This window comes from Lactococcus petauri, assembly GCF_002154895.1.
Classification (GTDB): Bacteria; Bacillota; Bacilli; order Lactobacillales; family Streptococcaceae; genus Lactococcus; species Lactococcus petauri.
Genome location: NZ_MUIZ01000001.1, coordinates 448,393 through 471,226, shown reverse-complemented (window position 1 = coordinate 471,226; position 22,834 = coordinate 448,393). Strand labels below are relative to the sequence as shown.

The window sequence follows — 22,834 nt, the reverse complement described above, 5'->3', positions numbered from 1 at the left end:
AAGTTTTTTCAGTGCCAAGATTAAGGCAAGAACACTTCCAGTAATAGATTGAAAGCGTGCGTAAATCCTCTTTTTTTGATATAATGAAGCGAATATAAATATATAAATGAGGTAAAAGAAATGTCAGATAAAATTTTTGTCTTTGGTCATCAAAAACCAGATACAGACGCAATCGCATCATCTTATGGTTTCTCATATTTGAGCAACCATCGTCCAGTTGGCGCTTTGAATACAGAGTGTGTTGCATTAGGTACACCTAATGAAGAAACGCAATTTGCGTTGGACTATTTTGGTGTAGAAGCACCACGTGTTGTAACATCAGCAGCAGCTGAAGGCGTGGATACAGTTATCTTGACGGATCACAATGAGTTCCAACAATCAATCGCAGATATTGCTTCATTAAATATCTTTGGTGTGGTGGACCACCACCGTGTAGCTAACTTCAATACTGCTTCTCCTTTGTTTATGACAATTGAACCTGTTGGCTCAGCTTCTTCAATTGTTTACCGCAAATTCCTTGAAGCGGGTGTTGAGATTCCCCGTGAAGTAGCAGGTCTCTTGCTTTCAGGTTTGATTTCAGACACATTGCTTTTGAAATCACCAACAACACATGCAACTGACCATAAAGTTGCAGAAGAATTGGCAAAAATTGCTGGTGTTGATCTCCAAGAATATGGTATGGCTATGCTTAAAGCTGGCACAAACTTGGACAACAAGTCAGCAGATGAACTCATTGATATTGATGCAAAAACATTTGAACTTAATGGCAGTCGTATCCGTATCGCTCAGGTAAATACAGTTGAAATTCAAGATGTACTTTCACGCTTACACGATGTCAAAGTAGCCATCAAGAAAGCAATGGAAGTTGAACATTATGATGACTTTGTCTTCATGATTACAGATATCGTAAATTCTAACTCAGAAATTGTCGAAATCGGTAGCCACAAAGATAAAGTTGAAGCAGCTTTCCACTTTACGTTAGAAGACGACCATGCTTTCTTAGCTGGTGCCGTTTCACGTAAAAAGCAAGTTGTACCACAACTTACTGAAGAGTTTAACAAATAATGCCTATTCGCGTTTTTAATGAAAATAGGCTGACTTGTCAGCCTTTTTTCTTAAAACTGATTAATTACCTGCACGTGCATGAAGATGTAACCTTACGCCAAATTCATAAAGTTTTTGAACAAGAGAAAAACTTAGATCGCCAGCTTGATAGCTTTATTGCTGCTGGTTTTATCTGGCGCAAGGATAAACGTTATGGCAATAATTTTAAAGTTTTTACTGATGCTGACTTTGATCTTTCTTCAAAAACAATGCCTGTAGCTGTTAATATCTATGAGGAACCATTTTTTGTGGCAGTTAGAAGTCAAGTGGAGCAGAGACTGGAGCAGTCTATTGTCCAGCAAAAACTTCAAAATAAAACCAATACAATCACGCTACATTTTTCAAGTCGGTATGATTTGACCACAGATAGCTTATTTAACTATTTTTACAAGGTGGCGCATCACTTACCGCTTACAATACTTGAACAAGAAGTATATCAGCTTATGGGCGATGTTGATCCAGAGTATGCTCTGAAATACATGACCAGTTTTTTGCTCAAATTTACGCGTAAAGATATTGTCAAAGCACGTCCAGATATTTTCATCAGAGCCTTAGAAAAATATGGCTACATCTCCGCAGTAGGTGAACGAGAGTTTACGTCAAATCTTGCGTTTGACGATACACTTCAACTTGAAGAAATTCATTTTGATTCTCCTCAAGACTTCATCTCTGCCCAAATCCAACAAACAAAGGTATTAAAGAACTTCATTTCCATAGGAGGATAAAAATGAAATACGAAAAATTGTTACCCCGTTTCCTTGATTATGTTAAAGTAAACACACGTTCAGATGAAAATTCAACAACTGTACCATCTGTTCCTGCTCTTGTTGATTTTGCTCATAAAATGGCAGATGAGATGCGCGAAATTGGTATTCAAGATGTACACTATCTTGAATCAAACGGTTATGTTGTAGGGACTATCCCAGCAACTACAGACAAAAATGTCCGTAAAATCGGTCTGATTTCTCACATGGATACAGCAGACTTTAATGCAGAAGGTATCAATCCGCAAATTCTTGAAAACTATGATGGAGAGTCTGTGATTAAACTTGGTGATTCTGGTTTCAGTCTTGATCCAGCAGAATTCCCAAACTTGAAAAACTACAAAGGTCAAACTTTGATTCATACAGATGGTACAACACTTTTGGGTGCTGATGACAAGTCGGGGATTGCTGAAATCATGACTTTGGCTGATTATTTAATCAATATCAATCCTGATTTTGAACATGGTGAAATCCGTATTGGTTTTGGTCCAGACGAAGAAATCGGTACAGGGGCTGACCGTTTTGATGTTGAAGATTTCAATGTTGACTTTGCTTATACAGTTGACGGTGGACCCCTTGGTGAATTGGAATACGAAACATTCTCAGCTGCCGGTGCTGTTTTAGAGTTTCAAGGTAAAAATGTTCACCCAGGTACAGCCAAAAATACAATGGTTAACGCTCTGCAATTAGCAATGGATTACCATGCGCAATTGCCAGAATTTGATCGTCCCGAAAAAACAGAAGGACGTGAAGGTTTCTTCCACCTTTTGAAATTAGATGGAACTGTCGAAGAAGCACGCGCACAATATATTATTCGTGACCATGCAGAAGATAAATTTAATGAGCGCAAAGCCTTGATGCAAGAAATTGCTGATAAAATGAATGCTGAACTTGGCTCTGAACGCGTAAAAGCCACAATCAAAGATCAATATTACAACATGGCTCAAGTTATTGAGAAAGACATGTCAATCATTGATTTAGCCGAAGAAGCAATGAAAAACTTGGATATCGAGCCAAAAATCGAACCTGTTCGCGGTGGGACAGATGGTTCTAAGATTTCATTTATGGGCTTGCCAACACCGAACATCTTTGCTGGTGGTGAAAACATGCACGGTCGTTTTGAGTTTGTAAGCTTACAAACTATGGAAAAAGCAGTAGATGTACTGCTCGAAATGCTTAAACTCAATAATAAAGTTGAAAAATAAAGCATAATAAGCTAAAATAGTTCTTAAGGTTGGGAGGAATAGCTTTCCAACAGTGATTTTTTCGAGAGAATTTATTTTTCTTAATTAAATAAACCAATAAACAAGTCGCCTTTGGGCGACCTGTTTTAGGTTTTTCTTAGAATTGTCGCACAATTATAACGAATTCTAGTTATGATTGTTCTATTCTATCTTTTATAAAAGACAATATAATTCACTGTTGAGAGTTCTGGTCAAACTTCCCACTCGCCTTTACTTATGGTAATTATACAAGTACTTTAAGTTACTTGATTTACAAATATTTTCAATCAGTCAATCTGATTATAAAAAAAGGAGGACATTTGATGTCTGATAAAGCAAAAGGGAAACTTTCTCTTGTCGGCTTATGCCTGATGATCTTCACATCAGTATATGGATTTAACAACATCCCACGTGCATTCTACATGATGGGTTATGCTGCAATTCCATGGTATATCGTGGGTGGATTATTCTTCTTCCTGCCCTTTGCCTTCATGGTAACTGAACTTGGTTCAGCTTTCAAAGAAGAAAAAGGTGGGATCTATTCTTGGATGGAGAAAGCAGTTGGTCCAACTTTCGCCTTCGTCGGAACATTTATGTGGTACGCTTCATATTTGGTATGGATGGTCAACGTTTCAAATGGTATCATGGTACCCATCACAAACATGATTTTTGGTAACTCGCTTCATGTGCCAGATCCATGGATTCTCTCAATCATTGCTATGATTTGGGTTGCTGCAATCACTTTCTTTGCACTTCGTGGTTTGGATGCAGTCAAAAAATTCGCTACACTTGGTGGTATTGCTGTTCTTTCATTGAATGCGATTCTCTTGATTTGCGCACTCTTAGTCCTTATTCTTAATGGACATCCAACAACGCCAATTACTGCTGAAGCTTTTGTAACCAGCCTTAACCCTAACTTCAATAACAGTTCTGCAATTGGCTTTATTGCCTTTATGGTATTTGCTATCTTTGCTTATGGTGGTGTTGAAGCAGTTGGTGGTTTGGTTGATGAAACAGACCAACCTGAGAAAAACTTTCCTCGTGGTGTTGTAACGTCAGCGCTTATCATTGCAATCGGTTATTCTGTAATGATTCTCTGTGTTGGTTTCTTCATGAATTACCAAACAGGCGGTGCATTTTACGAAGGCGTAAAAGCTGGAACAATTAACCTTGGTAATGCAGGTTATGTAACAATGCAATACCTTGGTGAAGCGCTTGGTGCTGCTTTTGGTATGAGTCATTCAGGTGCGGTAGTTATCGGTTCAATTCTTGCCCGTTACATGGGTCTTGCAATGTTGCTTTCATTAATGGGTGCTTTCTTTACATTGATCTACAGCCCAGTTAAACAAATTATTTCTGGTACACCAGATAAACTTTGGCCTGGTCGCTATGGACAACTTGATAAAGAATCAGGTATGCCAAAATTTGCCATGGTTATCCAATTCGTAATTGTCTTTGTTATCATCTTGCTGAACATGCTCATCAACCTTGGTGGTGGTGCAGAAGCAGCAGCGAAATTCTTTGCAATCTTGACAAACATGGCCAACGTTGCGATGACATTGCCTTACCTCTTTATCGTTATTGCCTATGCAAAATTCAAACTCAATGATAATATTGAAAAACCATTTACGCTTTATAAATCTAAAGGTGTAGCGATGGCGGCTGTAACGGTAACATTTCTTGTTGTTGCTTTTGCAAATGCCTTCACAGTAATCCAACCTATCACAGATTACTTTGCTTTGCCAGTTGCTGAACGCTCTGCAGTCCTTGGAGATACAATCCAAACAGTTGTATCAATGATTGCTGGTCCAGTTATCTTTGGTTTGGTAGCCTTCTTTATGATGAATCGCTACAAAAAACGTTACCCTGCAGAATATGCCTCATTAACAGAACTTTCTGAAGATGAATTACATAATGCCAAATAAAAAAGAGCAGCTTAGGCTGCTTTTTTTATTCCAAAACATAAAAATGCCGATGAGGCAATTTTTAAATAAATTGTTCAGCTACGGCTCTATCACCAGGATAAGGTTCCCGTTTATCATTGACTAACTGGAACTTGTCTGCACCCTTTCCAGCAATAATAACAGCATCATTTTGATCTGTCACACGTTGAATGGCTTGTTTTATAGCCTCTGCACGATCTGCTTCAAAATCACAGGAGCGTGAAACATAACTTGCGATTTCATCAGCAATGGCTTTAGGATCTTCGTGGTTAGAATCATCTTGAGTGAGAATGACTTCTAAGCGTTCGTGTGCTTCGATAACTTGGCCAAAATCCTTACGACGACTTTCACCTTTATTACCCGTAGCTCCTAAAACCAAGACGATTTTACCGTTATGATGAGGTTCAACAACAGACACTAAGTTTTGCAAACTAATACCGTTATGGGCGTAATCGACATAAATTCTTGCACCTTTTTTTGTAGTTAACATCTCCATGCGTCCAGGTACTACGGCTTTTGCTAAGCCGTTTTTAATTTGTTCGATTGTGGCTCCTAGATGTTGGGTTGCTAAAGCTGTTGCTAAGGCGTTTTCTTGGTTAAATTTTCCAAGTAAACGAATGTCAAAATGGTCAGCTATTTTACCGCTTGTTGTAAAATCGTGTGCATGAGATTCGATGATTTGATTGTCAGATTTTTCACCGTAAAAATCATGCGGGATTTTAAGATCTGCTAACTCTTGCTTAATGACATTAAAATGGGTCATTTCGCTGTTGGCTACAAAGTAACCGGAATGATGTAAAAGTTGTCGCTTGCAGTAAAAATAATCTTCAAGTGTAGGATGTTCTACAGGTCCGATGTGATCGGGAGAGATATTAAGGAAGACGCCAACATCGAAGTTAATAGCATAGACACGTTCAGTCTTATAAGCTTGTGAGCTTACTTCCATCACAAGGTGTGTCATTCCATTATCCACAGCTTGGCGCATCATTTTGAGTAAGTCAAGACTTTCGGGTGTAGTTAACTCAGATTTGAAGAAATTTTTCCCATCAAGAGTTGTTTCTGCTGTAGAAAGCAAAGCTGTTTTTTGTCCGTTCATTTCATCTAAGATTGATTTAGCGAAGTAAGCAGAAGTTGTTTTTCCTTTTGTTCCGGTCAAAGCTAATATTTGGAGTTCATTTTGTGGATAATCATAAAATGATTGAGCTAAGAGACTCATTGCACGCTTAACATTTGAAACAATGATTGCAGGTATTTCCACTTCATAATCTATTTCAGAAATGTAGAAAGGTGCTGCTATGTTTTCTAGATATTCTGCTTTAAAATTTAGACCTTTCGCAAAAAATAGGGTTGATGCAGAAGTGTTTCGGCTATCATAGCTTAATTGATCGAAGGTGAAATCTTCTTCCCAGTTATAGTAATATTCCTTTTTAAAGACAATCTCGTGAAAGTTTTCGTCTTTTTTCAGAATTTCTAAAACATCTTGTATTTTGAGCATGGGTTTTCTGCCTCCTTTATTTATACCATTTAACTCCGGAAGAGAGCTAAATTATAAGGCACTTCACTTAAATGTGGATAGGTGCTTTTTTCTTATACGTAGGCTTAATTATACCATTTTCACCTATATTTTTGTAACTTGATAACCGCTTCATGTTTTCGTGAACAAGAGAGGATAGTGTTATAAGAAGTGTTTATCTTGCTTTTACTACAGTCTCTAAGCTTTTAATTTCCTGTTCAAGTTTCAGAGCAATTTGATAGGATTCACATCGTTCAAAAATATATAGACATTTTTTCATTGTTTCTATAGCGCTCGTATCTCCAAAAACCACTTCAAAATGCGCTTTTTGGTATATGAAATTTACTCTTTCAAAAAGATCGATTTCTGGAATGTTTAAAGAAGCAATAAAATCAAGTAACTCTTCTGCTAAATATTTCTGTCTATTTTTAATAAAAATCTTGAGGAAGGTTATTCCAGTTTTTATTTGAGCTTTTTGGGTAAGAGGATGAATGTTTCTGCATCGTGCTGTTTTGAGTATTTTATGGCTAAACTTTGATAAGGTACCTAAGTCTAGAAATCCAGCTATGTCACTCAATAAATCAAATTCATATTCGCCCCATATTTTGATGTTAATTAAGTAGTGTTTAATGACAGTAAGACTTTTAGAAGAGAGGTGATAATGGGGATCTATCTGCTTCATGGTTGCCTCTAAGCGAAATTTATCCAAGTTTAATCTTTGAGTGGAAGATGAGCTTTGTATAAGTGATTTTTCATATTTTTGGATAATTTTTTGAAGATGGAGCGTATTACTGTTTAGATGAGCCATATCACGTTCTTCAAACCAGTCCAAAGGATTGAGTTGGGTATTAAGATGATGGAAAAATTCGTGAGGTGCTACATTTATATTATTCAAGAGATAGAGCAAAACAATGCAAGAAACATAACTGCGTCCATTTTCAAAATTAGAAAGTTGGGAAGTGGAGATGCAGTCCTTCGCCGCTTCCTTAAGGGCGAAATTTTTAGAGGTACGAAAATAACGATATATTTCTCCGATGGGCAGTGTTTTTTTCATAAAAGACTCCTATATTTTTAATATCTTTATGTTTTGAAACTGTGGTAAAAGAGCAAGAAAAAGCTTATTTATGGCAATTTTTCTATAAACTAGGTCGACAAAGAGCTGTCAATATATAGTAATTTAAGCCTAAGTTATAACTGTTTTTAGCTGTAATGTTGTTATAGACTAACTATAAGCGATATAAATGGATAGGGTTAATCAAGTTCTTCAAGTATTATTCGTATCTTTGCTGAAAAATTCACACATAAAAAATCATAATCACAGGAAGGAAAATTTAATGAAAAGACAAACTAAAAAAGGGATAGTTGGTATGATTGCGCTCACTCTCTTATTTTCGACAGTTGGACCGTCTGTGACAGGGCTAGTACAAGCGAATGATATTCAAGCAAGTCAACAACAAAGTGAAAATTGGGATTCGCTTGAACAGATTACATTTGACGAGTCTGACTTGGCTTTTTTACAACAAAAAGAAAAAGAATTGATGGCAAGTCAAAATGTGCCATTATTGGCACCGCGTGCTTTTTCTATCCGAATGGTCGGAAGGAATTTGGAAGGCTTGTGGCATCGTTCAGCAGGGATGCGCAGGGCTTTAACTGCGGTAGGGTTTGGTTGGACACAAATTAAGGCTATCGCGCGTGGCGTATATGTCTATAGCTATAGAGTCATTGCGGCTAAAATAACAACAGTTGCAGCTTGGAACTGGGCCGTTGGCGCTGTTATTGGTGTTTCAGCAGGAGCAGCTATCTATACAATGGGAAATTTCCGACTTTTTTATTAATCATCCTTATGAATAAAAATAACCAAACTTATATTTTTAGCGCTCTGGTTTTCCTTGGTGGTAGTTTTCTCATCTTTGTTTCAGAGGAAAGTGTATTCACGGATTTTGATTCACTTTTAGGGTTTCTTGCGGTAATTCAGAGCAGTTTCATTCTGAATTACATTGGTATATTCATCTTCCAAAACGTGGCATTCATGGAAAGAACAGTGGAGCTAAGCTATTACAAAAAACAACTGCCAAAAATTCAGGCTCTTTCTTACCTGATGGCTCTATCTTTTTTTACTGTAGCTTCGTCCATGAATTTAACTGTAGTCTTGGCAACGGTCTTCTTAATAATGATGAATACGGTAATCCGGGCTTATTTTATCAGTATGCGCATCTTAAAGTTAATGTATATCCAACGACAGATAAAGGAGCATTTTTTTAGAGGACTTCTGGGCTTAGCTTTCATCCTGCTTATAACTTATTTTAATTTTTATACCGTGACATTTTTTTCTGTGCTACTTTTATGTCAAACGTTCTGGAATTTCAAGTTAATTATATCTCACGGTTCTAGTAAATAAAGGAACTAAACTCATCCATCTAGAATTTGTAGTTCGAAATAGAACTTATTTTGTCCAAGGAGTGTTATAAACTTTTATTGTCAAAAATCCCTACTTCATGGTAAAATAGAAAAATGAATAGTACAGAAATGACTGATAATCTCAGCATGGAAGAAAAGCTCCAGCAAATGGATGCGGAAACCAAGCGTAAAGAGATTCGAGACAATAAAGCAGCACAGCAGGATACAATGATGCGCGGGACCTTGTGGTTTACTTTAGCGGATATTTTATCACGTCTTCTGGGTGCGATTTACATCATTCCGTGGTTTGCGTGGATGGGAGAACACAATAATGAAGCCAATGCCCTTTTTTCAATGGGGTATAATATTTATGCGCTCTTTCTCTTGATTTCAACTGCAGGTCTTCCTGTAGCTATTGCGCGTGAGGTAGCCCATTATAATGCGATGGGAGATGAAAATCTAAGCAATCGTTTAGTTCGTCATATCTTTATTTTTATGGTTGGGCTTGGTATTGTAGCAGCTGGTGTGATGTATATCGGTGCGCCCGCATTAGCAGCTATGTCAGGTGGAGGAGAAAACCTAACAGAGGTGATGCGCTCGCTTTCGCTCGCCATTCTGATTTTCCCGGCCATGTCAGTCATTCGAGGATATTTCCAAGGGCTTAATGATATGAAGCCGATAGCTTTGAGCCAAATTTATGAACAAGTTGTCCGTGTAATTTGGATGTTAGTATTTACGTTTATGATTATGAAGCTTGGCTTCTCAGGTGGAGATTGGACACAAGCAGTTGTCCAATCCACAACAGCAGCCTTTATCGGTATGTTGGGCTCATGTGCTGTCTTGCTCTGGTATTTGATCAAAAACAATATGCTTGGCAAGATTATTAACCCAGGCCCAAGTATTACAAAAATTAGTGCTTGGCGCCTGCTTTCACAAACCATCTATCAAGCTATTCCGTTTGTCGTTATTGGCTCAGCTATTCAAATTTTTAAAATTGTGGACCAAGCGACCTTTGTTACGGTCATGCGGTGGGTATCTGACTATAGTGATACACAGCTTTTAGTTTTCTTCTCATACTTTTCTGCTAATACCGACAAGTTGACAATGATTCTCATTGGTGAAGCGATGACTTTAGGAGCTGTGGCTCTGCCACTTATTGCCTCTAACTTTGTTAAGAAGAATTATAAAGAAACAGCGCATTTGATTTCTTACGATTTTCAACTGTTTGTGGCCTTTATGTTGCCTGCGGTCCTAGGCATGACAATTTTAGCTGCACCAATCTATACACTTTTTTATGGTTCAGTAAATAGCTTGCAGCTTGCACTGTTTATATGGGCTGTCCTCCAAAGCTTCTTGCTGGCTTTGTACACGATGGTTGCCCCAATCTTGCAAGCTTTGCATTATTCTAAAGTAGCGATGCGTTACTTCATTATTACTTTAGTGATCAAATTGATTTTGCAAGTGCCGTCAATTATGATTTTCCACTCTTATGGTCCGCTTGTGGCAACAACTATTGCTTTTGGATATGGCACATGGATTATTATTCGCAAAATTCATGAAGTTACGGGTTTCCGAGTTAAGAGTACTTTGAAAGGAATTATTGGAATCTCAATTATTACGGCTATTATGGCCGTTGTGACTCTGGTTCTTTATGGGTTGATTTCGTTGATTTTGATGCCACTTTCTCCAGGTCATTTCAAAGCCTTGCTCGTGGTAGCTGTGGCTGGTGGCGGTGGATTCTTCACCTACATTTATATTGCAGCCAAAGCTGGCTTACTTGAAAAATTAATGGGGAGCCGAGGCACAAGACTTCGTCAAAAACTTCATATTTAAAAAAATAGATAAAGCGAATTTCAGAATGCAGAGCTGTTCGGAAGTTTGCTTTTTCTTTTATGTTATAATATAAAAAACGTTTTCAGGAGGTTATAATGACACGAATACAAGATGATTTATTTGCAACAGTAAATGCCGAATGGCTTGAACAGGTACAGATACCAGCTGATAAACCTCGTATCTCTGCTTTTGACGAATTGGTATTGGAAAATGAAAAAAACTTAACAGCCGATTTGCAGCGCATGTCTGCGGAACTTCCAGAAGATAATCCTGAACTGCTAGAGGCTATAAAGTTTTACAATAAGGCAGGAGATTGGAAAAGTCGTAATAAAAACGATTTCTCGGCCGTTATTAGAGAGATGGATAAGGTAACAAATCTTAACTCATTCGAAGATTTTCGTACGCATTTACTTGATTTGATTTTTCATTCTCAAGCCCCATTACCTTTCTCAATCAGCGTTGATGCAGATATGAAAGATGCAGTGCACCATTCTCTAGGCTTCACTGGTCCTGGGCTTATTTTGCCTGACACTACTTACTATGAGGAAAGTCATCCTCGTAAAGCTGAACTTTTGAGTTTTTGGCAGGAAAATTCCAAAGAAATATTAGAGCATTTTGGGCAAAAAGATGCCCAAGAAATCGCGGCTAAAGCAGTGGCTTTTGATGGCCTTTTGGTGGAATCAGCAAATACTGCGGAAGAGTGGGCTAAATATGCGGAGCTTTATAATCCGATTCCTTTTAAGGAGTTTGTAGGACATTTTAAAAATATAGATTTTGACTCATTTATTAAGGGTTTGGTTAGCACTGAACCGGAGAAAATCGTTGTCTTTGAAAATCGTTTTTATGACTCTTTTGACCATATCATCAACGAAGAAAACTGGCCTTTAATTAAAGCGTGGATGTTGGTGAAAATCGCGCGTAAGGCAACCGGTTTACTTTCAGATGAATTACGACTTTTAGGGTCTGCATATGGACGTTTTTTATCGAATGTATCCGAGGCAAGGAGTCAAGAAAAACATCAACTCGATATAACGGAGAGTTATTTCAGTCAAGTGATTGGCCTTTATTACGGTCTAAAATATTTTGGAGAAGAAGCTAAATTAGACGTTAAGCACATGACTTCTGAGATGATTAAAGTTTATCAAGAACGCTTAGATAAAAATGAATGGCTCAGTCGTGCAACGATTGATAAGGCTATTGAAAAATTGAGTGCAATTACTGTGTTCATAGGCTACCCGGACAAACTTCCAGAAATATATAGTCGTTTTAAAGTTGGAAATGGAACTCTCTACGAAGATGCCTGTCATTTTGATGAATTACTCACTGCACGTCACTATGAAAAATTTAGCGAAGAAGTTGATAAGAGCTTGTGGCATATGCCGGCTCATATGGTTAATGCTTATTATAGTCCCGACAGCAATACGATTGTTTTTCCAGCAGCTATCTTACAGGCACCTTTCTACAGTCTTGAACAGTCAGCTAGTCAAAATTACGGTGGTATTGGTGCAGTAATTGCCCATGAAATTTCACATGCTTTTGACAATAATGGAGCACAGTTTGACAAGTATGGCAATCTCAATAAATGGTGGACAGACGAAGACTATGAAGCTTTTGAGAAGAAACAAGAAGAAATGATTGCAGCTTTTGATGGACGAGCAACTGAAGCTGGTCCAGCAAACGGCAAGTTGATTGTTTCAGAAAATATTGCCGATCAAGGAGGAATCACGGCAGCGATGACTGCTGCGCAAAAAGAAGAGGATGTTAATCTTACAGATTTCTTTAGCCAATGGGGGAAAATTTGGCGTATGAAAGCCAGCATGGAATTCCAGCAAATGCTTCTTTCAATGGATGTTCATGCCCCAGCGAAGTTGCGCGCCAATATTCCACCGACAAACTTAGAAGAATTTTATCAGACTTTTGAGGTGCAAGAAAGCGACGGGATGTATCGCACGCCTGACCAACGTGTGAAAATATGGTAAAGGACTTTGAAGAGCTTAAGCCGGAAACGCAGCGGATACTTAAGGAAATCAAAGCGGTACCCTATGGACAAGTGAGTTCATACAGAGATATTGCACTACGGGCAGGCCTTATAAATGGTGCGCGGCAAGTCGCCAGAGCGCTTCACGGTCTATCGGAAAGCCATCACTTACCTTGGTGGCGAATCATCAGATCAGATGGCACTATAGGGATGCACGGTGAAGGGCGTCTAGAACAAATTCGTTTGTTAAAATTAGAAGGTGTTGAAGTGACGGATAGAGGTAAAGTTAAGCTGAAAGAAAAGTAATTCAAGGGCATTTAGACCTTGTAAAGACAGTCGATAAATGATATAATATAGGGTAATGGTTTGTCGACAAATTCTGTGGGAAATATTGTCCCCACGGGTTTTGTAAGCAACGAAACGTCAAGTTTTCGTTGCTTTTTTGCCGTTTCTGAACTGTAAAAAATCTAAAAAGTAATGAAAAAGACAAACTACTGACTTTTCAGAATTTTTCATAAGAAACTTAAAAACGACAAATCTTGTATAACACATCCAGAAAAACTGGAAAAATAGAATGAGGAGAATCAACTTGGCAGGACATGACGTAAAATACGGTAAACACCGTACAAGACGCAGTTTTTCACGAATCAAAGAAGTAATTGGTTTGCCGAACTTGATCGAAGTTCAAACAGCAAGTTATCAAAACTTCCTTGACGAAGGTTTGGCTAACGTCTTCAAAGAAATGTTTCCAATTGACAACTTTGCGGGCACAATGGAGCTTGAATTTGTTGGATATGAAATGAAAGCCCCTAAATACACTGTGGATGAAGCCCGTGCTCACGATGCAAACTATTCTGCACCGATTCATGTGACTTTCCGCCTTGTAAATAAAGAAACAGGCGAATTGAAAACACAAGAAGTTTTCTTCGGTGATTTCCCACTTATGACTGAAATGGGTACATTCATCAACAACGGTTCTGAACGTTTGATCGTCAGCCAGTTGGTACGTAGCCCAGGTTCATACTTCCACCTTAAAACAGATAAAAACGGTTTGGAATCTTATGGTCATACAACTATTCCTAACCGTGGTGCGTGGTTTGAATTAGATACAGACGCTAAAGGTGTTGGTTATGTACGTATTGACCGTACACGTAAGTTAACATTTACAACAATGTTGCGTGCTCTTGGTTTTGGTAGTGACGATGAAATCCTTGAACTTATGGGACCAAGTGAACTCCTCAATACAACATTGGGCAAAGATGTTCACAAAAACCCATCAGACACACGTGTTGAAGAAGCGCTTAAAGACATCTATGACCGCCTCCGTCCTGGTGAACCTAAAACAGCGGACAGCTCTCGTGGACTTTTAATTGCACGTTTCTTCGACCCACGTCGTTACGACTTTGCACCTGTAGGTCGTTATAAATTTAATAAAAAGCTTGCGCTTAAAAACCGTATTCTCGGTTTGACTTTGGCAGAGCCAATCGTTGATCCTGAAACAGGTGAAATTCTCGTTGAATCTGATACTCTTGTAACACGTGATGTTTTAGATTCTATCGAAAACCTTTTGGATAATGGTCTCAATACAACAGTTTATCAACCATCTGACGATGCTGTTATTCCTGAGCCAATTGAACTTCAAACATTGAAAGTTTACTCTCCAAAAGATCCAGAACGTGTCGTGACATTGATTTCTAATGGTCAAATTCCTGCAGAAAATCGTGTGTTGATGCCAGCAGATGTGATTGCTAACATTAACTACTGGTTAGGTCTTTCTGAAGGTATTGGTAAAGTAGACGATATCGACCACTTAGGAAACCGTCGTATCCGTTCAGTTGGTGAATTGCTTCAAAACCAAGTCCGTATCGGTCTTTCACGTATGGAACGTGTTATCCGTGAACGTATGTCATCTTCTGAAAATGAAAATATGACACCTCAAGGATTGATTAACATCCGTCCTGTAACTGCTGCCATTAAAGAATTCTTTGGTTCTTCACAGTTGTCACAATTTATGGACCAACACAATCCTTTGTCAGAGCTTTCACACAAACGTCGTTTCTCTGCCTTAGGTCCTGGTGGTATCTCACGTGACCGTGCTTCATATGAAGTACGTGACGTTCACTACACTCACTATGGCCGTATGTGTCCGATTGAAACACCTGAGGGTCCAAATATCGGGTTGATCAATAACTTGTCTTCTTATGCCAAAATCAATGAATATGGTTTCATTATGTCACCATACCGTCGTATTGATCGTGCAACGGGAACAGTTACGGATGAAGTAGAGTATTTAACAGCTGACGAAGAGGATAACTACACTGTTGCCCAAGCTAACTCACCATTGACTGATGACAACAAATTTGTCAACGAAACAGTAATGGCCCGTCACGTTGGTAACAATATTGAAGTTGATGCTTCAACGGCAGACTATATGGACGTTTCTCCTAAACAGGTTATCGCCGTAGCAGCTGCTTGTATTCCTTTCTTGGAAAACGATGACTCCAACCGTGCCCTTATGGGTGCCAACATGCAACGTCAAGCCGTTCCATTGATTGATCCACATGCACCTTGGATTGGTACAGGTATGGAACATCAAACAGCACGTGATTCAGGTGCTGCTGTAATCGCTAAACATGATGGTACTGTTGAGTATGTAGATGCTGACGAAATCCGTGTACGCCGTACATCAGGTGAACTTGATATCTATAACATCATGAAGTACCGTCGTTCAAACTCAGGAACTTCATATAACCAACGTCCACTTGCTGAACTTGGTGATAAAGTTGAAGCGGGCGACATCATTGGTGATGGACCATCAATGGAAAATGGGGAAATGGCGCTTGGCCAAAACCCACTCGTTGCTTATATGACTTGGGAAGGTTATAACTTCGAGGATGCCATTATCATGTCTGAACGTTTGATTAAAGATGACGTTTATACATCTATTGCTATCGAAGAGTATGAATCAGAAACACGTGATACAAAGCTTGGCCCTGAAGAAATTACGCGCGAAATTCCAAATATTGGTGATGAAGCCCTTAAAAACTTGGACGAAGACGGTATTATCCGTATTGGTGCTGAGGTTGAAGATGGAGACTTGCTCGTTGGTAAAGTAACACCAAAAGGTGAAACTGATCCTACACCTGAAGAACGTCTTCTTCGTGCTATCTTTGGTGAAAAAGCACGTGAAGTTCGTGATACATCACTCCGTGTTCCTCACGGTGGTGGCGGTATCGTTCACGATGTACGTGTATTCACACGTGAAAACGGTGATGAATTGCCATCAGGTGTGAACAAGTTGGTTCGTGTCTTCATCTCACAAAAACGTAAAATCCACGTTGGGGATAAGATGGCCGGACGTCACGGTAACAAAGGTGTCGTTTCAAATATCGTTCCTGTAGAGGATATGCCTTACTTGCCAGATGGTACACCAATCGATATCATGTTGAATCCATTGGGTGTCCCTTCTCGTATGAATATCGGACAAGTTATGGAACTTCACTTAGGTATGGCTGCACGTACATTGGGTATTCACATTGCATCACCGGTCTTCGATGGTGCAAGTGATGAAGATATCTGGAATACCGTTAAGGAAGCTGGAATGGCTGATGATGCCAAAACAGTACTTTATGATGGACGTACAGGTGAAGCTTTTGATAACCGTATCTCTGTCGGTGTCATGTACATGATCAAACTTCACCACATGGTTGATGATAAACTTCACGCACGTAGTGTTGGTCCTTACTCACTCGTTACACAACAACCGCTCGGTGGTAAAGCACAGTTCGGTGGACAACGTTTCGGGGAAATGGAAGTTTGGGCCCTTGAAGCTTATGGTGCGGCAAATGTTCTCCAAGAAATTTTGACTTACAAGTCAGATGATGTTATTGGACGTACACGTGCTTATGAAGCTATCGTTAAGGGTGAACGTATTCCTAAACCAGGTCTTCCTGAATCATTCCGTGTCCTTGTAAAAGAATTGCAAGCACTTGGTATGGATCTTAAAGTCCTTGATGGTGAGAAAAATGTCCTTGACCTTCGTGAACTTGATGATGAAATCGAAGTTCGTCAAGAAAATATTGACATTACGCCAGAAATGCTTGAAGCTCAGGAGCAAATTGTTACTGAAGCAGTGGAAACTGAACAAGCATTGATTAGCGAAGCAAAAGAAGAAAAATAATTGTTCTTTTCTGTGAACAAGAAGTTTATTAGGAATAAGAAATAGCTTTTCGTAATAAATTTAAGATAAAAACCTTTTAAGGTAAACCGCTGTGCAAGTGTGCTAGGCGGTAATGTAGAACTGTATTTGGATGGATAACTTCTATTTTAAAAATAAGTTCTACATTGCTGCCTATCACATGAGCTTTGATCCGTTAGATTGAAGATTTTCGGGCAAGATTGTGTTTTAAAAGATACAGCTAGCGGGCTTCACAGAAATGTTTGTCAAGAGCCAAACATTCAACAGAAAAGAAATAAATACAAAGAAAGTGGAGAAAACATTGGTCGATGTAAATAAATTTGAGAGCATGCGAATTGGTATCGCATCTCCACAAAAAATTCGTTACTGGTCATTTGGTGAAGTCAAAAAACCAGAAACCATCAACTATCGTACGCAAAAACCTGAACGCGAAGGTCTCTTCGATGAGCGTATCTTTGGTCCACAAAAGGACTGGGAATGTGCTTGTGGTAAGCTTAAAGGCGTTTTCTACAAAAACCAAGTCTGCGAACTCTGTGGTGTTCAAGTAACGACAGCTAAATCACGTCGTGAACGTATGGGACACATCGAGTTGGCAGCACCAACTTCACACATCTGGTATTTCAAAGGGATTCCATCACGTATGGGGCTTGCACTTGATATGAGCCCACGTGCTCTTGAAGAAGTTATTTACTTCGCAAGTTATGTCGTTATTGATCCTAAGGAAACAGATCTTGAAAAGAAACAACTTTTGACAGAGCGTGAATATCGTGAACAACTTTTGAAAAATGGTTTTGGTTCATTTGTTGCGAAAATGGGTGCTGAAGCTATCCAAGATTTGCTTAACGATGTTGATATTGATGCAGAAGTTGCTGAACTTAAAGAAGAATTGAAAAATGTTAGCGGACAACGTCGTGTGAAAATCATTCGTCGTTTAGACGTATTAACAGCCTTCAAAAAATCTGGTAACAAATTAGCTTGGATGGTACTTAATGTGCTTCCAGTTATTCCACCAGATCTTCGTCCAATGGTTCAATTGGATGGTGGACGTTTTGCCACATCTGATTTGAATGACCTTTATCGTCGTGTTATCAACCGTAACAATCGTTTGAAACGTTTGATGGAACTTAACGCCCCTAATATTATCGTCCAAAATGAAAAACGTATGTTGCAAGAAGCTGTTGATACATTGATTGACAACGGTCGTCGTGGTCGTCCAATCACAGGTGCCGGTAATCGTCCGCTTAAATCTCTCAGCCATATGCTGAAAGGTAAACAAGGGCGTTTCCGTCAAAACTTGTTGGGTAAACGTGTTGACTACTCAGGTCGTTCAGTTATTGCAGTTGGTCCAACACTTAAAATGTACCAATGTGGTGTCCCACGTGAAATGGCTATCGAACTCTTCAAACCATTCGTAATGTCCGAATTGGTTAAACGTGAAATGGCTGCCAACATCCGTGCGGCTAAACGTAAAGTTGAACGCCAAGATGCTGAAGTTTGGGATGTCCTTGAAGAAGTTGTTAAAGAACACCCTGTTCTTCTTAACCGCGCACCGACGCTTCACCGCTTAGGTATTCAAGCGTTCGAGCCAGTACTTATTGATGGACGTGCAATGCGTTTGCACCCGCTGGCTTGTGAAGCCTACAATGCCGACTTTGACGGTGACCAAATGGCGATTCACGTGCCATTGTCAGAAGAAGCGCAAGCCGAAGCACGTTTGCTTATGCTTGCTGCTGAACACATCCTTAACCCTAAAGATGGTAAACCAGTCGTTACACCTTCTCAAGATATGGTCTTGGGTAACTACTACTTGACAATGGAAGCAAAAGGACGTGAAGGAGAAGGTATGATCTTCTCTAATCCTGAAGAAGTTGAAATTGCAATGCGTAACGGATATGTTCACTTGCATACACGTATCGGTATTGCAACACAATCAATGAATAAACCTTGGACAGAATTCCAAAAAGGTAAAATCTTGATTACAACTGTCGGTAAAGTAATGTTCAACTCAATTATGCCTGAAGGAAATGAAATTTATCCAGAAGGTATGCCTTACTTGAATGAAAATACCGATGAGAACATCACAACTCAAACGGATGACCGTTTCTTCATGGAACCTGGTGAAGATATCCATAAACGTTTAGCTGAAATTGATACAGTATTGCCATTCAAGAAAAAACACTTGGGTAATATTATCGCTGAAGTCTTCAAACGTTACCGCACAACAACAACTTCTGAGTTCCTTGACTTGCTCAAGAACTTAGGTTACCACCAATCAACATTGGCTGGTTTAACAGTTGGTATTGCGGATATCCCAGTGGTTCCTGAAAAAGCAGAAATCATTGGTGCTGCACACAAACGTGTAGAACAAATCACTAAACAATTCCGTCGTGGTTTGATTACTGATGATGAGCGCTACAATGCGGTTACTGATGTTTGGCGTGGTGCAAAAGATACACTTGAAAAACGCTTGATTGAAGAACAAGATTTGACTAACCCAATCGTTATGATGATGGACTCTGGTGCCCGTGGTAACATTTCCAACTTCTCACAATTGGCCGGTATGCGTGGTTTGATGGCTGCTCCTAATGGTCGTATCATGGAATTGCCTATCATTTCTAACTTCCGTGAAGGTCTTTCTGTCTTGGAAATGTTCTTCTCAACTCACGGTGCGCGTAAAGGTATGACCGATACAGCCCTTAAGACTGCCGATTCTGGTTATCTTACACGTCGTTTGGTTGACGTTGCTCAAGATGTTATCATCCGTGAAGTGGATTGTGGTACAGACCGTGGACTCTTGATTTCTGATATTGCCACTGGTAAAGAAATGGTAGAACCGTTGGTTGAACGTCTTGAAGGACGTTACACACGTAAAACAGTTGTACATCCAGAAACTGGTGAAGTAATTATTGGCGATGATCAATTGATTACAGAAGATATCGCGAAGCAAATCGTTGCTGCAGGTATCAAAGAAGTTACAATTCGTTCAGTATTTACATGTAAAACACCACATGGTGTATGTAAACACTGTTACGGTAAAAACTTGGCAACAGGTGAAGCCGTTGAAGTTGGTGAAGCTGTTGGTACAATCGCCGCTCAATCAATCGGTGAACCTGGTACACAGTTGACAATGCGTACATTCCACACGGGTGGTGTTGCGTCAAGCTCAGATATCACTCAAGGTTTGCCTCGTGTACAAGAAATCTTTGAAGCACGTAACCCTAAAGGGGAAGCAATCATTACCGAAGTTACTGGTACGGTTGAATCTATTGTTGAAGATGCTGCGACACGTACACGTGAAATCACAGTCAAAGGTAAAACAGATACACGTTCATATACAGTATCAATGGCTGATGTACTTATGGTTGAAGAAGGTGAATTTATCCACCGTGGTCACCAATTGATCCAAGGTTCAATTGAACCTAAGCACTTGCTCCAAGTACGTGATGCTTTATCTGTTGAAACTTACTTGCTCGGTGAAGTTCAAAAAACTTACCGTTCACAAGGGGTTGAAATTGGGGATAAACACATCGAGGTTATGGTTCGCCAAATGCTTCGTAAAGTCCGCGTAATGGATACTGGTGATGTTGATATCTTGCCTGGTGGACTTATGGATATTTCTGACTTTGAAAAAATCAATGAAGAAGCTCTCCTTTCAGGTAAAACACCAGCGACAGCACGTCCTGTTCTTATGGGTATTACCAAAGCATCATTGGAAACAAATTCATTCTTGTCTGCTGCATCCTTCCAAGAAACGACACGTGTCTTGACTGATGCTGCAATCCATGGTAAAGAAGACCACTTACTTGGTCTTAAGGAAAATGTCATTATCGGTAAGATTATTCCTGCCGGTACAGGTATGTTCCGTTACCGTAATCTTGAGCCATTGTCAGATTTGTCAAATGCTCCTGAAGTCACTGTTTCAGAAACTGAAATTGAAGAAGTAAAATAAAATAAAAAATAGCGATGATTATATCGCTATTTTTTGTAAAAGAAAAGCGGAAGATGAACTCTTATTGAAAGGATAGTCTTCCGTTTTATTATTAACAAATAATCTTTCTTTTTTCAGAAGTTAGAGTCAAAGTGTCATTGGCTTGGATAGTAAAAGACTCTCCATCGATTTGAACGGGTTGAACGGACTGCGATGTTACTGCAGCTGCTGTGGAAACACTATGATGGAAAAGGTTATTGTCTAAATGTTTTCCCTTAAGCAGACTAGGAATTAACGAAAATATTTTCGGGATACTGTATCTGTCCAACTCAACCAAATGAATTTCTTGGCTAAGATTAGTCGCTTCAGGTGCAATTTGAATACCACCGCCAAAATAGGGATGCTTAGTAAAGGTCAAGAGAAAGGCATTATCAAACTTAAAAGCATTTTTCATGTTATAAACGCTAAGCTCAAACGGTTTTTTGCTAAATAAAACATGAAGGGCAGTCAGAAAGTAAGAAAGCCTGCCTAATTTGAGTGCATTAAGTATGCTTTTCATGCGTCCACTGTTAGTTGCTTTGACAATGGCTGCATCTAAACCGATTCCTACATTATTGAGCGCGTAGCCAGAAAACGATTGCGATTTATAATGGATAACATAAAAGTCTTTGGTCTTATCTTGGCGAATATTTTCGAAGGCTTGGATAGGATCAAAAGAAAGCCCCAAACTGCGGGCAAAATCATTACCTGAACCAGAAGGAATGTAACCAAAGGACAGATTATCAGGTAAAGCATTGAGAGCCAAAGAAATGGTACCATCACCACCTAAGATGACAAGCCGGTCCTCTGCTGATTTCTCTTCCAAGATTTTTTGGATAAAAGCTGCTTCTTGCCCAGTATGTTCGGTCGCAAAGAGTTTGTAAGAGAGGCCCTCTTTTTCGAGATAGGGTAATAAAAGTTTCAATGAACGCTCCCCTTTGCGTGAACCAGCATTGGGATTGGCAAGAATGTAATAAATCATAGAACTATTTTATCAAAAAAATATATTTTAGAGGTAAATAACATAACAATTTCCAATGATACAAAAAATTTCGTAAGAGTAACAAAGTAAAAAAAGAAAGTTTTCGAGTGAATGGCAAAAAACGCGAACAGCCTTTTATATGTTATAATTAGAAGAAACAGTTAAATATAAGTAAAAATATTTCTGCAATGAAAACTAAAAGTTATGGTTCTCATGCAGGTTAATGAAGAATAATAGGTTAAAAATATGCAATATGAAGAAATAAACGAAAAAACGATAAAGATTAGCCTAACCTTTCAAGATTTGGTTGATCATGATGTCAAACTCTCTGATTTTTTTACGAACCAGTCAATGGTTGAAAATCTTTTTTATGAATTAGTAGAAGAACTAGGACTTGAGGAAAGGTTCTCATCAGGACTTTTAACTTTCCAAATTCAACCTTTCCCTAAAGGGGTGAATATTATTGTTACTGAAGAAAATATCGATATTGATCCCAATAATCTCCCAGATGATCCCGAAGAATTTGAGCAGCTTATGACGGATTTCTTTGGACGTGTGGAAGATTTAAAACAAAATGGCGGAACAATGGCAGATACAAGTACAACTGAAACAAAAGAAACAAAAGTAGAAAATAAACCAGATCCAGATTTTGTCTTCTATTCTCTAGAATTTGAAAACATGTCTCAACTTTTGACAGCAGTAAAAAATGTTAAAATTGATGCAGAGGAATCTGAACTTTATAGCTATGAAGATAAGTTTTATTTGATTATTTTGGACAATCAAAAGTCAAAAGGAAAGACAGCAGTAAGTTCGATGCGTGCCCGAATGTTAGAATACGGACAGGAAACGATCAACAGTCGCGAAACACTACAAGAATACGGCGAGATACTAATCAATACGCGTGCTTTGGAAGTTCTCTCAAAAATTTAAGA

Annotated in this window: 15 protein-coding genes; 12 read left to right on the top strand and 3 right to left on the bottom strand. The window is 38.9% G+C overall.

What is annotated here, in order from left to right; genetic code table 11:
• The first annotated feature begins 120 nt into the window (after positions 1–120).
• From BZZ03_RS02395 to yjeM, 4 genes are all read left to right on the top strand, one after another.
• Complete coding sequence (locus tag BZZ03_RS02395) at positions 121–1,065, top strand: manganese-dependent inorganic pyrophosphatase (RefSeq protein WP_014024319.1); 945 nt, start codon at positions 121–123, stop codon at positions 1,063–1,065.
• Positions 1,065–1,829 carry a DUF1803 domain-containing protein gene (locus BZZ03_RS02390; protein WP_086582317.1) on the top strand — a complete coding sequence of 255 codons (765 nt, stop codon included), beginning with the start codon at positions 1,065–1,067 and terminating at the stop codon, positions 1,827–1,829. Before BZZ03_RS02395 ends, BZZ03_RS02390 begins: the two co-directional genes overlap by 1 nt.
• Before the next feature lie 2 nt (positions 1,830–1,831).
• The gene (gene pepT, locus BZZ03_RS02385) at positions 1,832–3,073 is read left to right on the top strand and encodes a peptidase T (protein ID WP_019292420.1); all 1,242 of its coding nucleotides are present in this window, start codon (positions 1,832–1,834) and stop codon (positions 3,071–3,073) included.
• A 341-nt stretch (positions 3,074–3,414) separates the two neighbouring features.
• Positions 3,415–5,016, top strand: a complete 1,602-nt coding sequence (gene yjeM / locus BZZ03_RS02380) for a glutamate/gamma-aminobutyrate family transporter YjeM (protein WP_019292419.1) — start codon at positions 3,415–3,417, stop codon at positions 5,014–5,016.
• A 61-nt stretch (positions 5,017–5,077) separates the two neighbouring features.
• On the opposite strand, the gene BZZ03_RS02375 is transcribed toward yjeM, so the two are convergent.
• Positions 5,078–6,529: a UDP-N-acetylmuramoyl-L-alanyl-D-glutamate--L-lysine ligase gene (locus BZZ03_RS02375; protein ID WP_086582315.1), complete on the bottom strand. Its 1,452-nt coding sequence runs from the start codon at positions 6,527–6,529 to the stop codon at positions 5,078–5,080.
• A 193-nt stretch (positions 6,530–6,722) separates the two neighbouring features.
• Complete coding sequence (locus tag BZZ03_RS02370; RefSeq protein WP_086582313.1) at positions 6,723–7,601, bottom strand: helix-turn-helix domain-containing protein; 879 nt, start codon at positions 7,599–7,601, stop codon at positions 6,723–6,725.
• A gap of 280 nt (positions 7,602–7,881) precedes the next feature.
• Between BZZ03_RS02370 and BZZ03_RS02365 the strand changes: the two genes are divergently transcribed.
• The 7 genes from BZZ03_RS02365 to rpoC all read left to right on the top strand — a co-directional run bounded on the left by BZZ03_RS02365 (position 7,882) and on the right by rpoC (position 20,902).
• A complete protein-coding gene (locus BZZ03_RS02365) occupies positions 7,882–8,382 on the top strand; it encodes a hypothetical protein (RefSeq protein ID WP_086582312.1) in 501 nt (166 codons plus the stop codon).
• An 8-nt stretch (positions 8,383–8,390) separates the two neighbouring features.
• Positions 8,391–8,945: a hypothetical protein gene (locus tag BZZ03_RS02360; protein ID WP_086582310.1), complete on the top strand. Its 555-nt coding sequence runs from the start codon at positions 8,391–8,393 to the stop codon at positions 8,943–8,945.
• Between the two features lie 113 nt (positions 8,946–9,058).
• Positions 9,059–10,777 (top strand): putative polysaccharide biosynthesis protein, encoded by a 1,719-nt coding sequence (locus BZZ03_RS02355; protein WP_019293339.1) that lies wholly within the window; start codon positions 9,059–9,061, stop codon positions 10,775–10,777.
• Between the two features lie 95 nt (positions 10,778–10,872).
• Entirely contained in the window at positions 10,873–12,756 is a 1,884-nt protein-coding gene (pepO, locus tag BZZ03_RS02350; protein WP_086582308.1) for an endopeptidase PepO, read from the top strand.
• Entirely contained in the window at positions 12,750–13,061 is a 312-nt protein-coding gene (locus BZZ03_RS02345) for an MGMT family protein (protein ID WP_086582306.1), read from the top strand. The genes pepO and BZZ03_RS02345 overlap by 7 nt, the downstream gene beginning before the upstream one ends.
• Before the next feature lie 283 nt (positions 13,062–13,344).
• A complete protein-coding gene (rpoB, locus tag BZZ03_RS02340) occupies positions 13,345–16,935 on the top strand; it encodes a DNA-directed RNA polymerase subunit beta (RefSeq protein WP_040086615.1) in 3,591 nt (1,196 codons plus the stop codon).
• A gap of 319 nt (positions 16,936–17,254) precedes the next feature.
• Complete coding sequence (rpoC, locus tag BZZ03_RS02335; protein WP_019292410.1) at positions 17,255–20,902, top strand: DNA-directed RNA polymerase subunit beta'; 3,648 nt, start codon at positions 17,255–17,257, stop codon at positions 20,900–20,902.
• Between the two features lie 91 nt (positions 20,903–20,993).
• Here rpoC and BZZ03_RS02330 read toward each other — a convergent pair whose 3' ends face one another.
• A complete protein-coding gene (locus tag BZZ03_RS02330; RefSeq protein ID WP_019292409.1) occupies positions 20,994–21,902 on the bottom strand; it encodes a diacylglycerol/lipid kinase family protein in 909 nt (302 codons plus the stop codon).
• 246 nt (positions 21,903–22,148) lie between these two features.
• Between BZZ03_RS02330 and BZZ03_RS02325 the strand changes: the two genes are divergently transcribed.
• The gene (locus BZZ03_RS02325; protein ID WP_019292408.1) at positions 22,149–22,832 is read left to right on the top strand and encodes an adaptor protein MecA; all 684 of its coding nucleotides are present in this window, start codon (positions 22,149–22,151) and stop codon (positions 22,830–22,832) included.
• The last annotated feature ends 2 nt before the right edge of the window (positions 22,833–22,834 follow it).

What these genes read in the sequence shown, in the direction of transcription:
- BZZ03_RS02395 (WP_014024319.1), top strand. Translation starts at nt 121, where the DNA reads ATGTCAGATAAAATTTTTGTCTTTGGTCATCAAAAACCAGATACAGAC.
- BZZ03_RS02390 (WP_086582317.1), top strand. Translation starts at nt 1,065, where the DNA reads ATGCCTATTCGCGTTTTTAATGAAAATAGGCTGACTTGTCAGCCTTTT.
- pepT (WP_019292420.1), top strand. Translation starts at nt 1,832, where the DNA reads ATGAAATACGAAAAATTGTTACCCCGTTTCCTTGATTATGTTAAAGTA.
- yjeM (WP_019292419.1), top strand. Translation starts at nt 3,415, where the DNA reads ATGTCTGATAAAGCAAAAGGGAAACTTTCTCTTGTCGGCTTATGCCTG.
- BZZ03_RS02375 (WP_086582315.1), bottom strand. Translation starts at nt 6,529, where the DNA reads ATGCTCAAAATACAAGATGTTTTAGAAATTCTGAAAAAAGACGAAAAC.
- BZZ03_RS02370 (WP_086582313.1), bottom strand. Translation starts at nt 7,601, where the DNA reads ATGAAAAAAACACTGCCCATCGGAGAAATATATCGTTATTTTCGTACC.
- BZZ03_RS02365 (WP_086582312.1), top strand. Translation starts at nt 7,882, where the DNA reads ATGAAAAGACAAACTAAAAAAGGGATAGTTGGTATGATTGCGCTCACT.
- BZZ03_RS02360 (WP_086582310.1), top strand. Translation starts at nt 8,391, where the DNA reads ATGAATAAAAATAACCAAACTTATATTTTTAGCGCTCTGGTTTTCCTT.
- BZZ03_RS02355 (WP_019293339.1), top strand. Translation starts at nt 9,059, where the DNA reads ATGAATAGTACAGAAATGACTGATAATCTCAGCATGGAAGAAAAGCTC.
- pepO (WP_086582308.1), top strand. Translation starts at nt 10,873, where the DNA reads ATGACACGAATACAAGATGATTTATTTGCAACAGTAAATGCCGAATGG.
- BZZ03_RS02345 (WP_086582306.1), top strand. Translation starts at nt 12,750, where the DNA reads ATGGTAAAGGACTTTGAAGAGCTTAAGCCGGAAACGCAGCGGATACTT.
- BZZ03_RS02330 (WP_019292409.1), bottom strand. Translation starts at nt 21,902, where the DNA reads ATGATTTATTACATTCTTGCCAATCCCAATGCTGGTTCACGCAAAGGG.
- BZZ03_RS02325 (WP_019292408.1), top strand. Translation starts at nt 22,149, where the DNA reads ATGCAATATGAAGAAATAAACGAAAAAACGATAAAGATTAGCCTAACC.